The 13,689-nt window shown below is 70.3% G+C and carries 13 protein-coding genes; 4 read left to right on the forward strand and 9 right to left on the reverse strand.

The genetic code is table 11. The features are described from left to right. Window positions 1-342, forward strand: a 342-nt coding sequence (locus tag ACRDPS_RS19075) for a winged helix-turn-helix domain-containing protein (protein ID WP_431503236.1), incomplete at its 5' end; no start/stop codon positions are given. Between the two features lie 102 nt (window positions 343-444). On the opposite strand, the gene ACRDPS_RS19080 is transcribed toward ACRDPS_RS19075, so the two are convergent. Beyond that, complete coding sequence (locus ACRDPS_RS19080; protein WP_431503237.1) at window positions 445-1,317, reverse strand: serine/threonine-protein kinase; 873 nt, start codon at window positions 1,315-1,317, stop codon at window positions 445-447. Between the two features lie 7 nt (window positions 1,318-1,324). After that, window positions 1,325-1,693, reverse strand: a complete 369-nt coding sequence (locus tag ACRDPS_RS19085) for a hypothetical protein (RefSeq protein WP_431503238.1) — start codon at window positions 1,691-1,693, stop codon at window positions 1,325-1,327. Between the two features lie 186 nt (window positions 1,694-1,879). On the opposite strand from ACRDPS_RS19085, the gene ACRDPS_RS19090 reads away from it, so the two are divergent. Beyond that, entirely contained in the window at window positions 1,880-2,350 is a 471-nt protein-coding gene (locus tag ACRDPS_RS19090) for a hypothetical protein (protein ID WP_431503239.1), read from the forward strand. A 3-nt stretch (window positions 2,351-2,353) separates the two neighbouring features. Here the strand turns inward: ACRDPS_RS19090 and ACRDPS_RS19095 are convergent, their stop codons facing one another. The 4 genes from ACRDPS_RS19095 to ACRDPS_RS19110 form a co-directional block, all read right to left on the reverse strand. Beyond that, window positions 2,354-3,286 carry a lysophospholipid acyltransferase family protein gene (locus ACRDPS_RS19095; protein ID WP_431503240.1) on the reverse strand — a complete coding sequence of 311 codons (933 nt, stop codon included), beginning with the start codon at window positions 3,284-3,286 and terminating at the stop codon, window positions 2,354-2,356. Between the two features lie 115 nt (window positions 3,287-3,401). After that, window positions 3,402-4,982 (reverse strand): lactate racemase domain-containing protein, encoded by a 1,581-nt coding sequence (locus ACRDPS_RS19100; protein WP_431503241.1) that lies wholly within the window; start codon window positions 4,980-4,982, stop codon window positions 3,402-3,404. A 27-nt stretch (window positions 4,983-5,009) separates the two neighbouring features. Beyond that, complete coding sequence (locus tag ACRDPS_RS19105; RefSeq protein WP_431503242.1) at window positions 5,010-6,200, reverse strand: zinc-dependent alcohol dehydrogenase; 1,191 nt, start codon at window positions 6,198-6,200, stop codon at window positions 5,010-5,012. A gap of 208 nt (window positions 6,201-6,408) precedes the next feature. Then, window positions 6,409-8,715, reverse strand: coding sequence for an HAD-IB family hydrolase (locus ACRDPS_RS19110; protein ID WP_431503243.1), 2,307 nt, complete (start codon window positions 8,713-8,715; stop codon window positions 6,409-6,411). Between the two features lie 97 nt (window positions 8,716-8,812). Here ACRDPS_RS19110 and ACRDPS_RS19115 point away from each other — a divergent pair, with 97 nt between their 5' ends. After that, window positions 8,813-9,310 carry a hypothetical protein gene (locus tag ACRDPS_RS19115; RefSeq protein WP_431503244.1) on the forward strand — a complete coding sequence of 166 codons (498 nt, stop codon included), beginning with the start codon at window positions 8,813-8,815 and terminating at the stop codon, window positions 9,308-9,310. Between the two features lie 172 nt (window positions 9,311-9,482). Continuing rightward, window positions 9,483-9,818: a DUF1048 domain-containing protein gene (locus ACRDPS_RS19120; RefSeq protein WP_431503245.1), complete on the forward strand. Its 336-nt coding sequence runs from the start codon at window positions 9,483-9,485 to the stop codon at window positions 9,816-9,818. 1 nt (window position 9,819) lies between these two features. Here the strand turns inward: ACRDPS_RS19120 and ACRDPS_RS19125 are convergent, their stop codons facing one another. The 3 genes from ACRDPS_RS19125 to ACRDPS_RS19135 form a co-directional block, all read right to left on the reverse strand. Continuing rightward, complete coding sequence (locus ACRDPS_RS19125; RefSeq protein WP_431503246.1) at window positions 9,820-10,317, reverse strand: GNAT family N-acetyltransferase; 498 nt, start codon at window positions 10,315-10,317, stop codon at window positions 9,820-9,822. Next, window positions 10,308-12,320 (reverse strand): penicillin acylase family protein, encoded by a 2,013-nt coding sequence (locus ACRDPS_RS19130; RefSeq protein WP_431503247.1) that lies wholly within the window; start codon window positions 12,318-12,320, stop codon window positions 10,308-10,310. Before ACRDPS_RS19130 ends, ACRDPS_RS19125 begins: the two co-directional genes overlap by 10 nt. Continuing rightward, window positions 12,317-13,689, reverse strand: a 1,373-nt coding sequence (locus tag ACRDPS_RS19135; RefSeq protein ID WP_431503248.1) for an IucA/IucC family protein, incomplete at its 5' end; no start/stop codon positions are given. The genes ACRDPS_RS19130 and ACRDPS_RS19135, both read right to left, overlap by 4 nt.

Below are 13,689 nucleotides of genomic sequence, written 5' to 3' on the forward strand. Positions count from 1 at the left end.
CTCCGGGCCAGGATCCACGTACGCCTGCGCCAGCAGGACCGCACCGACGCCGAGACGGGCGAGCTCCGCTCCGGATCGGTGGCCCTGGACCTGCGTACGCGACGGCTGCGGGTCGACGGTCGCGAGACCGACCTCTCCGCCCGCGAGTTCGCCCTGGCGGTGGTGCTGCTGCGTCATCCGGGCCAGGTGCTCTCCCGCGCACAGCTGCTCGACCTGGCCTGGGGCATGGACTTCGACCCGGGCTCCAACGTCGTCGACGTCTATGTCGGCTACCTGCGCAAGAAGCTCGGCGCGGCCCGGGTCGAGACCGTACGCGGCATGGGCTACCGCTTCCAGCCCTGATCCAGGCTCGATCCCGGCACTGATCCCAGGCCGCGACGGCTGAGAGAACGGCTGAGGACCCGACCTTCGTCGGGCCCTCAGCCGCAGGGGATGGGAGATGGGTCAGTGGATCCGCAGACCGCCCAGCGAGGCGCGCGGGAGCCGCTCCAGCGCGGGGGCGACCGTCTCGGAGACCTCGGCCGGCGCCGGCCGGTCACCAGGGGCCGGGGCGAGGCACGCCTCGATGACCTTGACGACCTCCGGCGGCGTACGTGCGGGCAGGGAGCCGGGTCGGTCGACGAGCTGCGGGTAGCGCTCGGTGCGGTCCGCGGAGGCCGGGTCGCCGTGGGCGAACGGCCGCTCGCCGGTGACGGCATGGAAGAGGGTGGCGCCCAGCCCCCATACGTCGCTGGCGGGGCCGACCTCGCCCCGCTCGCCGGGCAGGCACTGCTCGGGTGCCATGTAGGCGTCGGTGCCGATCTCGTGGCGCAGTGCCGCGGCCGCGTCGACCGGCCGGGCCACGGAGAGGTCGATCAGCCGGGCCGGCGAGCCCATGATCAGGTTGCTCGGCTTGACGTCCAGGTGAACCCAGCCGGAATGGCCCAGGTAGTGCAGCGCCGAGGCAAGGTCGAGGGCAAGGGGCAGGTACTGCTGCTCCGGAAGGCGCCCGTGTCGGCGGATCAGCGTCGAGAGCCGCGGGCCCTCGACGTGCTCCATCACCACGTACGGCCGCTCGCCGTCGAGGTCCTCGCGCAGCGCCCGCACCAGAACGGGGTGCCTCAGCGAGGTCAGCGCCTCGGTCTCCCGCCGCATCGCGCCGCGGCTGGTCTCGCTCTCGATCAGGTTCGGTCGCAGCACCTTCGCCACGACCGGCCCGTAGGTGATCTCGTCGAAGGCCAGGAACGCCTCGTACGACGATCCGCCCCCGAGCAGCCGCATCGCGGTCAGCTCGGGGGTGATCGCGTCACCCTGGGCCAGGTCCCAGGTGTCGGTCATCCTCGACTCAGTCCCTGGTCCGGTCGTTGGTGTTGTCGCGGGTGTTGTCCTTCGTGTTGTCCTTCGTGTCGTCCTTGGTGTTGTCGCGCGTGCTGTCCTTGGTCTGGGCGTCGCGGGTGTTGTCGCGAGTGTTGTCCTTGGTCGCGCGGGTCACGCCGGTGCCGTTGGTCGCGGTGTCGTTGCCGGCGGCGTCACGGGTGACGTCGTCGTTGTCATCGGCGTCGTCATCGTCGACGGTGGTCACCTGGCTGCTGGCCTTCTCCTCGCGCTTGGCGTAGCCGTCGTCATCGGCGGCAGCAGCGCTCTGGTAGGTGAACACGCCCGCCGCGACGGTGCCGACCAGGCCGGTCGCCAGGATTGTCAGGGTCTTCTTCATCTCGTGTCTCCTCAGGTTGTGCCCCGGGTGTTCCCGGCGCCATGCAAGAACCATCTCGACCCCGGGTGAGGTGACCGTGAGACGACCATGAGAGCCCTCTCATCCGCGAGCCGGTACCGGTCCGGAGGCCCGCGGTGGTAGGAACGCTGCGTGCCTGACGAACCCGCCTTGCCTGACGAACCCCACGTGCCCAGATCCGATGTGCCGGACGATGACGCGGAAGCGATCCAGCGCAGCGAGTGGCGCGAGATCGCGATCAAGGTCGGTGCGCTGCTGGTGGTCGGGGTGCTGGTCTCGGTGGCCGGCTACGGCTACTCGCGCTCACGCTTCACCGAGCGCGCGACCGAGCAGGCCGAGAAGGCCGCCAGCCAGTTCGCGCGGACGACGAGCTGGACCACGATCGAGGCGGATCCCGAGCTGGTCGAGCAGTGGGAGAAGGCCTGCCCCGAGGTTCAGACCGAGCCTGAGGAGGACACCGCCGATGCCCGCGGCCACCTGGAGAAGGTACGCATCAGCTCGACCGATCTCAACGATTCCGGTGCCGTGGTCGAGCTGACACCGGACGGCGGCCGGTCGGTCTTCACCCTCCACATCACCCGCACCGGCGAGGGCAAGGACGAGGATTGGCAGGTCACCACGGTCAGCTGCGCCGGCTGAAGCTCAGCTGCGCCAGGCCCTGAGCCGGTCCGGCTCGGTCTCGGGAGACTCGGTGGCCGCCCAGACCTTGCGCCACTCGGCGATCTCCTCACCGGCGGGGTCGGGAGTGCCGTCCTCGGCGGCACGACGCATCGAGGCGTACCAGTCGGTGGAGTCCTCATCGAGCAGCCGGGCCACCGCCGTTCTGATCCTGGGCCCGAGCTCGCGCACCGTCTCCCCCTCGGCCGGGCGGAGCGGCTCCCCGAAACGTACGGTCAGCTGGCGGCGTCCCTTGGCGGAGGTCTTGCCGGGCCAGTTGACCCCGCGCGGCATCGCCGCATAGGTGCCGCGGTGGGCGATCGGGACGACAGGGACCCCGTACTCGATGGCCAGGTAGGCGGCCCCCGAGCGGAACCGGCCGACGGTGCCGTCCTTGGAGCGGGTGCCCTCGGGGAAGACGACCAGCGACCAGCCCTCGGCGAGCACCTCGCCCGGCTGGGTCGACAGGGCGCCCCCGCGACGGTCGATCGGCAGCGTGTTGAAGACCAGCGAGGAGCCCACCGCCCGCCACCAGGTGTCGAAGAAGTAGTCGGCGGCAGCCGCCACCGCCGTACGTCGCCGCCACCTGTCCGGCAGGCTCAGCAGGATCAGCGGGGTGTCCAGGTGAGAGGCGTGGTTGGCCACGAAGATCACCGGACCGTCGAGCCGCTCGAGCACGTCGAGCCCCTCGACCTGGGTCTTCACCTGGGAGCGGAAGACCGCCTCCAGGCCGGCCTGGGCGACCTCCCGGACCGCCCGGGCAGCCGGCTTGCGCGACCACTCGTTGTCGAAGACGGTCGTCGTGGGCGGCGGCACGAACGGCTCCGCCGAGCGCGGCACCTGCGCCCGGTGCCCCCACCGCCAGCCCCGCTTCATGAGACGTACGTCGCGGGCGGTGTCCTTCCAGAAGCTGCTCATCGCGCCGCCTCCTCCCGCTGTAACACGTCGTTCGTAGGACTACTCGCCCTATGAGAACGACCGGATAGTCCTACGAACAGCGTGTTACAGCTGCTCTGCAACCCACCGACCCGCCTCATCGCACATCCGCCAAGAGGTGAGGCGGGTTGCGGAGGTAGGTGATCGACGGCGACGGGCCGACCGTCGAGCTCGCCATCTCGAGCGCGTCCCGCAGGGACGAGGCCGACCGGAAGCCCATCCGGGCGGCGGCCTTGGGGTTCCCACCGACCCAGATCACGTCGCCGAGGTGGTCGAGAGCATGGGCGATCCAGTACCACATATAGAACGGGTGGACGCCGTGGTAGGCGTTCGAGGTGCGGTAGAGGTGCACGTACCAGGGATCGGTCGCGAACTGCTCCTCGAACTTGGGTCCGATCAGCGCGGGGTCGTTCGTGTCTGCCAGCACCTCCTCGTAGAAGTCCACGTAGGAGGGATGCGTGAGCGTGTTGAAGCCCTCGTCGAGCGGGTGGTAGAGGATCGCCACGCCGCCCTCGCGCACGACCGGCTGCCGCAGGTAGGAGTTGAAGTAGTAGCCCAGCCCCATGCACGCGGCCAGGATCGGGTTCATGGTCGAGCTGACGTTGTAGGGACCCAGGTAGGGCACCCCCATCACCATCACGTCGGACTGGCCCTCGACCTTGACCCGCTGCTGCTGGTGGACGCGCTGCACGGTCAGCTCGTGGACCGGCTCGACGGCTCCCGCCGTGATCCCGGTCAGCCCGTAATTGGACCGCAGGTCGTGGAACATCTTGTGCCGCATCTTCTGCGGCGCCACCGACAGCCCCCTGCGCAGGCCGAGCACGGTGGCCTGGTCGCGCAGCGACCACTCCCACTCGCGCTTGAGCAGCGTGTCGTACGGCTTCCCGAACACCTCGTTGTCGAGCGTCGTCTCGATCTGGAAGACCTTGACGTGCTCGCCGATCAGCCGGCCCATCCGCCAGGCGGATGAGTGCATCTCGGAGTGCTTGTGGTCCATGAAGCTGCGCGAGTGGACCATGGTCTTGGCGTTGTGGTGGTGCTTGATCGACTTGTAGGAGGCCAGCCCGATGCCGACCGACTTGTGGCCGCCGTCCATCGCGACGAGGTTGACGTTGACGTAGATCAGCAGGTCGGAGGTGGCCGCCCGCTTGTTGATCTCGACGTCCTCGCCCTTGTCGGTGACGCCCATGTGCTCGAGGTTGGCGCGGTCCTCCGCGTCGTGGTTGTAGAGCTTCCCGGACGGCGCGAAGGAGCGGAAGACGCGCTCGCCGACGATGTGCTTCATCTCGGCGTCCGTCATCCGGCGGTGCAGGGCCAGCGCGGCGATGATCTCGACGTCGTCGACCCCCTTCTCGGCCGCGATCGTGAGCACCTGCTCCATGATCCGTCCCCGGATGTCGGGGGCCTTCATGGTCGGCAGCGGCAGGGAGAGGTCGTCGAAGGCGATGGTCAGCCGCATCCCGGGGAACATCAGCTCGCGCAGCGGCTCGGAGTCGACCGGGTTGTCCAGGGCCTCCCGGATCGCCTCGTCGACATCCGGCACCGTCGGCAACGACTCCGGCGGGTAGACCACCCGGGTGCCCTGCGGGAACTCCTCCAGCCGGAACCCGAGTCCCTCGTGGACGAGCAGGGGCGGCGTACGGTCGTCGACCTCCAGCACAAAACCGGGTCGTGTCATCGATCAGTCTCCTTAGGACGACGGTGCTTAGCTTGTCCGGCTCGGGTCGAAGGCCACCTTGACGGTGCCGAGCCGGCCGGCGGAGTGGGCATGGTCGAGGGCCTCGCGCCAGCGGTGGAGCGGGTAGGGCGCGACGGTCTTGGCGAGGCGGCACATGGCGTCGTGGCCGACCAGGTCGAGGGCAGCGGCGAAGTCGCCGGCACCGCGGGAGGACGCGTACGTCCCGACGACCTCGAGCTCACGGAACCAGGCCGCGGAGAGGTCGGCGGAGGCCGGCATCCCGGAGAGCACCACACGTCCGCCGGCGCGGGTGGCGTGCAGGCAGGTCTGCAGCGACTCCTTCGAGCCGACCGCGTCGATGGTCACATCTACGCCGCCGAGGAGGTAGGGCGCCGAGAGCATCTCCGGCTCGAGCATGAAAGCGCTGGTCGCACGGCGGATTCTTCGCAGGGTCTCCGACGGCGCGACGACCTCGGTGGCACCGAACTCCAGGGCCAGCTCGCGCTGATGAGCGTGTTTGGCGACGACCAGGATCTCGCCGGCGTCGGTGAGCTCGCGCAGCGCCAGCGTGGCCAGCAGCCCGACCGCGCCGGCGCCCGAGACGAGGACCCGGTCGCCGGGCTTGACCGCGGCTCTTCGCGCGGTGTGGACCGCGCAGGCGACCGGCTCGGCGAGCAACGCCTGCTCGTCGGAGTAGCCCTCCGGCACCTCGTGCAGCTGGGAGCGGTGCACCGAGAGCTGCTGGGACCAGCCGCCCCCGGTGTCGTGGCAGAACCCGGTCTGCAGCCCCGAGGAGATGTCGCCGACGGTGATCCGAGAGCACCGGTTGGTCTCGCCCCGCGCGCACGCCTCGCAGGCCTCCAGCCCACGCGCGGCGCAGGTCAGGACGGGGTCGACGACCACCCGGGTCCCGGCGGCCAGATCACCACAGGGGTCGAGCAGCTCGCCCACGATCTCGTGGCCCGGCACGAACGGCAGGCTCACCAACGGCTGGAAGTAGAGGCTCGTCCGGCCGGAGAGCATCCCCAGGTCGGACCCGCAGATCCCGGAGAGCGAGACCTTCAGCCGCGCCCACCCGTCGTGCTCGACCTTCGGCGGGTCGAGCGTCACCATCCGCAACGGCGCCGCGGCCCCGCTCAGCAGCAGCGGCATCCGCCCGCCGGCCACCTTCCCCAGCGCCGTCTTGGCCACACTTCGATACATCTCCAACGCCAGCATCCTCAGCACCCCCCTCGCCGACTCGGCGCGAATGTCCCAGATTTCCGTGCCGAGTCGGCGCTGATGTCCCAGAATTTCGTGCCGAGTCGGCGCAAATGTCCCAAGCCAGAGCACCGGTCTGGGACAGACGCGCCGACTCGGCACCCAGATCTGGGGCAGACGCGCCGACTCGGCATCAATTCTTGGGGCAGACGCGCCGACTCGGCAATCATCGGGGGGTCCTTCCGACGGGGTCGAGCGTGCGCGAGGCGTGACCTGGCGAGGTCCAGTCGACGATGGTCCAGTGGGACTTCTTGGCATGCCGGAAGAGGGGTACGTCGGGACGGACGGCGACCGGGTGGCCGACCGCGGCGAGGAGGGGGAGGTCGGAGTGGGAGTCGGCGTAGGCGAAGCAGTCGGACGGCGAGATGCCCTCGCGCCGGGACCACTCGCGTACGAACGAGCCTCGCGACTCCCCCACCAGCGGCGAGGAGGCCAGGTGGCCGGTGCAGAACCCGCGATCGTCGACGGCGAGGTCGGCGGCCTCGATGTGGTCGAACAGCGGCAGCAGCGGCCGGGTCAGCGGCCGGATCGCGCCGGTCACCAGGACCGTCACGTGCCCCGCGGCACGATGCTCGCGGATCCGCCGCACCGCGTCCGGGGCCAGACGCCCGAGGACGTGCGTGGTCAGGTGCTCGTCGACGATCGCATCGAGCTCGGAGAGCCGCGCGCCGGCGTACTCCTTGTAGACCGTACGCAGCAGCGAGCTGCGCTCGGCACGGTCCGCCCACACGTACTTGGGCACCTTGCCGGCCATCCGCGCGATCTCCGCCGCCTTGGCCGTGCCCGAGAGCTCGCCCAGCCGCAGCCAGAGGTAGGTCTCGATGACGTTGGAGGACATCAGGGTGCCGTCGAGGTCGAAGAACGCCGCGACACGCGGCTTATCGGTGGTCGAGCCTGTCGAGACCCGAGGCAGCGCGCCGGCGACCGGCCTCTTCCGCAGCTTGCGCAGCTCGTCGAGCTCACGGATCGGTTTGGTGACCGAGGGGACGTGCACGTCGTGGAGGTAGGAGTGCCAGTCGATGACCGCGGTGTCGAAGGCGAACGTCTCCTGGTCGGCCGGCGTCAGCGACCGGTACAAGGCGAGCGTGTTGGCGTCGATGAACCGCAGATCGGCCTGGGCGTACTCCTTGTAGAGGTTCAGGTAGCGCCGCAGGAACTGCAGCCGCCGTCCCTGCCGGTCCAGGTCGCGCGCCCATCCCCGGGTCCGGTCGCCGCGCGGTGCCAGCCCGAGCAGCGTGTCGGCGACCTTGTGCACCTTCTCCCCGGTCGACAACAGCCGCTCGACCGATGCTCCGCCCTCGAAGGTCCACTCCGGAAGTCGCACCGCGCCCCGGTCCCCCACCGCGAACGGCTCCTTCTCGAAGTAGGCACGCACGCTCTCGTAGAGCATCCCGAAGGTCATCGGGTTGCGGTCGCCGGAGGCAAGATGGAAGTAGGCCGGCTCCCCGTGCACCGGCGGGTGCGCCAGACACGCCACGATCGAGGAGACCACGTGGTCGACCGGCACGATGTCGGCCGTCGTGTCCGCGGCAGCCGGGAAGAGCGGCAGCTCGCCGCGGCCGTAGGCGAGGATCAGCGGCTCGGCCATCTTGAAGCCCTCGATCCAGCCCGGATACGGACGGGACAGAGAAGACTCGATGATCGCCGGGCGGTAGATCGTCGCCCGGTTGCCGGCGGCGGCGTGGGCCTCCACGACCCGCTCCCCCAGCGCCTTGGTGAACGTGTAGGCGTCGGTCCAGCCCAGCGAGCGGGCGCGCTCGGTGCCGAGGCGTACGAGCTCGTCCTTCACCCACTTCTTGCGCGCCTCCTCGGCGGCAGCGGCGGCGGTCATCAGGCCCGCGCGACCGTGCTCGCGCTCGGCCTGCTTGCGCAGCCTGGAGATCACCTCGACACTGCGCGAGCGCTCCTCGGCGGCGGCGCGCTGCGCCAGCCCCCAGGCGAGCTCGGACTCTACGTCGACCGAATGCTCGACCGGGCCCTCGGGAATGTGCCCGCGGCGCCGGCCCGAGACATAGGCCGTCGAGACGTGCAGGTAGTGGATGTCCCGCCCCGTCTCCGAGACCCGCCTGAGCAGCTCGCGGACACCGACGACGTTGGTGACGAACCCCTCGTCGACCGGTGGGTCGAAGGAGACGTCCCCGGCCGAGTGCACGACCGCGTCGACATCTGCCGGCAGCTCCGGCGGGTCGGAGAGATCGCCCTCGACCACGTTGACCGAGGCGTCGGCGACTCCTGCGAAGATCGGCTTGGCCAGCAGCTTCGTGATCCGCTCGGCTCCCGAGATCGTCCCCTTGGGCCGGACCAGAACACTGAGGCGTACGTCCGGCACCTCGGTCAGCAGCAGATGCAGCAGCGCCTCGCCGACGAACCCCGTCACCCCGGTCAGGAGGACGTGCTGGCCCGCGAGCCGCTCCCGAATGGAGGCCCGAGCCTTGTCGTCGTGAATGGGTCCCTGCTCTGGGTCAGAGGTCACGGATGTGATTGTGCCCGGTCGAGGCAACCCCCGTGACACCTTTTCCGGCCACGACCTGAGAAACTGCGTGGAACCCCAGGAACCCGAGGAGTCGTACGTGTCGAGGAAGCTGCTGAGCATCGCGGCCGTCCTCTCCGCAACCGCCCTCGCGGGCTGCGGTTCCGGAGAACCCACCACCAGCAGCCCGGGCCCGAGCCCCTCCACCTCCTCCCCCGTCGAAGCCTCCGGCCCCTGTCTCTTCGAACCCGGTCAGGTCGCCAGCGCCATCCCCGGCACCTGGGAGCACAGCGCCGACGAGGACGTGTGCACCTACACCAGCGACCGCGGCGCGATCTTCGTGACAACCCTGGTCGACACCTCCGTCGAGGCGGGGCTCGACGCCAGCCGGGAGGACTGCATCTCCTCTCCCGCACCTGTCGAGGTCGGCGACCTGGCGTTCGTGTGCATCGAGGAGCACGACGACGGAGACCTCGTCGTCGGCAACGTCGCTGTCGGAAGTCGGCTCTGGTCGCTCGTCATCGTCCCCGACAAGGGCGTCCATGATGCCGAGCTGAGCGCCATGGGCCGCCTCGTCGAGATGGTCGCCGACCCGTAAGCCCAATCCCGCCGAGGCGTCAGAAAGTGACGGCTCGGGAGGTGGGGGGCTCGGGCGACCCAGAGAACTTTCTTCGGATCGGTGCTTGACCTTGACGCAGCGTCAGGGCTGCACGCTTCTTTCACGGCCCCAGACCGGAGCCGACACGGAACACCGATCAAGGGAGCACGAGATGAACAACCTGCTGAGCCGTCTGGTGGGCGACAAGAAGGACTGGAAGCGCATGGAGGCCCGGGCCGCCGAGCTGCCTGCGGACTACCGCACCGTCTACGGCGAGATGAAGAGCTACCTGTGGCGGTTCACCGCCGGTGACGGGATGGACATCGTCGCCATCCTCCGCGAGGTCCTGGCTCTGTTCGAGACCGAAGCAGCAGCCGGCCGCTCGGTCATCGAGGTCACCGGAACCGATCTGGCCGCTTTCTGCGACGCACGGCTGCCCGAGCAGCACGACGCCTACCGCACCAAGCTCCGCGCGAACCTCAACGAGGTCGCCCGGAAGCTTGCGTGACTCAGGGCAGGTCGTGGAAGGCGTACTGGGCGACCTTGTGCGGCAGCTGGACGACAGGACCGCGTCTGAAACCGTAGTCGTCGAGCCTGGCGAGGGAGGCCTCGTTGGTGGCGTCAGGCTCGACGACGATCCGGCGGGCCCCGGACTTGGAGACGACCTCCTCGATGAAGAAGTCGAGGACCGTCTCCGTCCGGCCCTTCCGGGCCGGGGTGTCTGCCAGGAACAGGTGGGCGCCGATGTCCCCGGGCCGCCGGTCGTAGAAGGTACCGAGCTCGTCGACCTCGGGGTCCCAGGTCTGGAACAGCGCGACCGCCTCGCCGTCGTGCTCGACGATGTACGCAGCCAGGTGGGGTTGCTCCTGCAGCCAGGTGTAGATCTCCTCGATCTCCTCGCGGGGCTTGTCGACCATGCCCCAGAACCGGGCGCGGTCGGTCTGCAGCCAGTCGCACAACAGATCGATGTCGGCCGACGGCTCCAGGTCGCGAATAGTCAGGGGCATGTCTTCTCCTCGGTGAGCAGGGACCAGTCGGTGACGACGCGGACGGCGCCCCCGCTGGCCCAGGTCTCGTGCTGGTCGGTGTGATGGATGCTGTCCGGGGCGCCACCGGCGCCGAGGGGTACGACCCATCGGCTGCTGTCGCGATCGGCCAGGTCCCAGGCGTAGCGGGCCACCGAGCCCCGGACGGTCACGGTGGTGCCCGGGACCCAGGCGTTGCAGCGGACCGTGTCGGTGTCGCCGGGCAGCGCGGTGGCGGGCGTGGTTCGCGCATGCGGCAGCCCCAGCTGCTCCAGCGCGTGCAGTGGCCAGAAGCGGTGGCGCTGCGGCCAGGTCGCCGTGTCCGCGGACTCGTGGACGGTCCTCGCTGCCTCGGCCACCAAGGCTCGCGGGTCCAACCCGAACGGCCTCTCGGCGGCCAGGATGACGTGCAGGGCGGACGCCACCCGGGCGGGCAGGTCGAACCACGGCTCATAGAGAGATCCGTACGCCGAGGGCTCCCGTAGCGGCGCGAGCGCCGGTGCCGCACAGATCCGGTCGACGACCTCGGTTCGCAGCGCGGCATACCAGGCCGCGACCGGCGAGTCGTCCATCGCGCCGTCCCACTCGGGCAGCTTCGCCGGGAGGAGATCGACAGGGACCAGCGCCAGCAGCGCCTTCCCCGCGGTCTGGGTCGTGTCGGCGAGTACCGCGATCGCCTGCTCGGCGTCGAGAGGACCGGCGTCGTCGAGGAGCTGCCCGATCCGGTTCGCCCGGAACGGTGGCGCGAAGGCGTCGGCGAGGACGTCGAACTCCGGCATGCACCGGTCGTTCGCGGTCACCACGGCACCCGCCGCCGATGCCGTGCGCCGCGGAAGCGGGTCGACCCAGCCGGTCCACTCCCCCGCCTCCTCGCGCCGCGGCACCCGGCCGCCGACCGTGTGGACGACCTCGCCCGCCACGTCGGCGATCACCCAGCTGTTGACCGGCTCGACCCAGTGCGCGACCGCGGCCTCGACGTCGGCGACCGAGCGGGCCCGGAGCAGCGGCAGCAGAGCCCCGAAACCGAGGTCGCCGAGCTCGTGGCCGGGTGTGCGGAGCACCTGCCCCCACCCGTCGTCCGGACCGCCGAGGACCACCGGCCCGCGGTCGGTCTCGAGCACCTCGACCTCGATCGGCTCCTGGTCGCGTACGAGCACCCTCTCCACGCTCCGCCGAACCGGGCCGCTGCCCGAGCGGACCGAGCCGTCCTCGTCGCGGGTCAGATCGATGCGGAACAGATCCTGGTAGTCGGCCATCGCGTTGGTGATCCCCCACGCGACCTCGCCGGCGTGCGCGAAGTGCTGCACGCCGGGGACACCGGGGAAGGTCATCCCGACCACGTCGAAGGGGTCGTCCGGGTCGGTGCACGCCAGGCGCACCTGGAGGTAGACGTTGGGCGCCTCGAAGAGCCGGTGCGGGTCACCGGCCACGAGCGGCCGACCGGATCGGGTGCGGCCGCCGCCGACCGCGTACGCGTTGGAACCACCGGCCAGACCCTCGGTGCGGAAAAGGCCGGCCTCGGCCCCGAGCACCCGCGCCGCCCGGGCGCCGAAGAGCTTCGAGGGGTATGACCCGAAGAGGATCTGCTGCACCCAGAACACCGCCAGCGGCGTCCATGGCTGCCAGGTCCCCGGCGCCGGTCCGAGACCGTCGAGCTCCGGGCTGGAAGCAATCTCCAGACCCGAGCGGACACCCTCGACGTACGCCGTCAGGAACCCCTGCGTCTCCCCGTCGAGCCGTTCGAAGGCCGCCCGCGCGACCGCCGCCAGGCGGGCACGACGGGCGAAGAGGTCCCACTCCAGCCCGGCCGGGCCGAGCAGCTCGGCGGTGCGCCCCTCGCCGCGCAGCCGCTCGATCTCGAGCTGCCAGGCCCGGTCCCGAGCGGTGGCCCAGCCCTGCAGCCGGGCCACCTCGGTCAGCGAGGCACCCCGTACGTGCGGGATGCCCCACTCGTCCCGGAAGACGCCTCGCGAACCGGCTGTCATGCGATCGGGTTGGCCAGGGTTCCGGCGAACATGAGCGACTCGGCCTGGTCGGTGATGTCGACCATCTGCAGCGTGTTGCGCAGCTGGAGCCGGTTGAGGCAGGAGTGACGGAAGCGCGGGCGAAGGAAGTCGTAGCGCGCGACCGCGTCGGCCAGCTCCGGATGGTCGGCGGCGTGGTCGACGATGCAGGCTCGGGCCTCGGCCCAGAACTCGGTCTCCGGCAGCACGCCCTCATCATCCAGGATCGCGGCGACGTAGCGCAGCACCCCGTCGAAGATGTCGGTGTGCACGGCCAGCGCCTTGACGTCCTCGGGGACCGAGTGGCGGATCCGAGAGACCTCCTCCGGCAACGGCAGATCGCCCATCACCGCCACCTCCTCGCCGATGTCCTTCATGAACATCCGCACCGGCACGTTGTCGCGCAGCACCATCACCAGGTTCTCGCCGTGCGGCATGAAGGCCAGCTCGTACGCCAGCAGGCAGTGCACCAGCGGGCGCAGGTAGGCGTCCAGGTAGCTGCGCACCCACTCCCGGGCGGGCAGCCCGGAGGCGCGGACCAGCTCCGCGGCGTAGGAGGCACCGGCGGCGTCGCGATGGAGCAGCGCCGCCATCGTGGCGCACCGCTCCCCCTCGGCCAGGCGCGGCACCGGCGACTCGCGCCACAGCGCCGCGATCATCTTCCGGTAGGGCGAGGTACTCGGCAGGGCGTGGAAGATGTCGCCTGTCCAGCCGACCGAGGCGAGCTCGCGAAGGACGCCGAAGCCGCGCTCCTTCAGCTCCGCGTCACCTTCCACCAGGTCGGCGACCCAGTCGTTGATGACCGGGGTCGCGGCCATGTAGGCGGGCGAGAGCCCACGCATGAACCCCATGTTCTGGATCGACAGCGCCGTCTTGACGTAGTGCCGCTCCGGGCGAGACGTGTTGAAGTACGTCCGGATCGACTGCTGCGGGCGATGGCTGTCCTCGCCCACGCCGACCAGCACCAGCCGGCGCGCCGCGACATCGGCGGCGAAGGTGACCGCCAGCTTGTGGCGCCACTGCCACGGGTGGACCGGCACGTAGCGGAACTCGTCCGGGTCGAGCCCGAGCCCGCGCAGCTTGGCGGCGAACCGGGCCAGCGTCGCCTCGCCGAGCTCGGCCTCGTAGAGGGCACGCTCGCTCTCGCCACGGCCCAAGGCCAGGTGGGACCGGTCCCGCGACACGGCGACCCAGAGCAGGCTGAGGTCGTTGCTCGTCTCCGGCGCCCAGCGGGCGTGGTCGTCGATGTCGAAGCCGATCCGGCCGTTGTTGGCGACGAAGGCGGGGTGGCCCTCGCTCATCGCGCCCTCGACGCTCTGGTGGTCGGCGTCGACCAGGTCGGCGGCGGTCA

This window comes from Nocardioides sp., assembly GCF_050699375.1.
Classification (GTDB): Bacteria; Actinomycetota; Actinomycetes; order Propionibacteriales; family Nocardioidaceae; genus Nocardioides.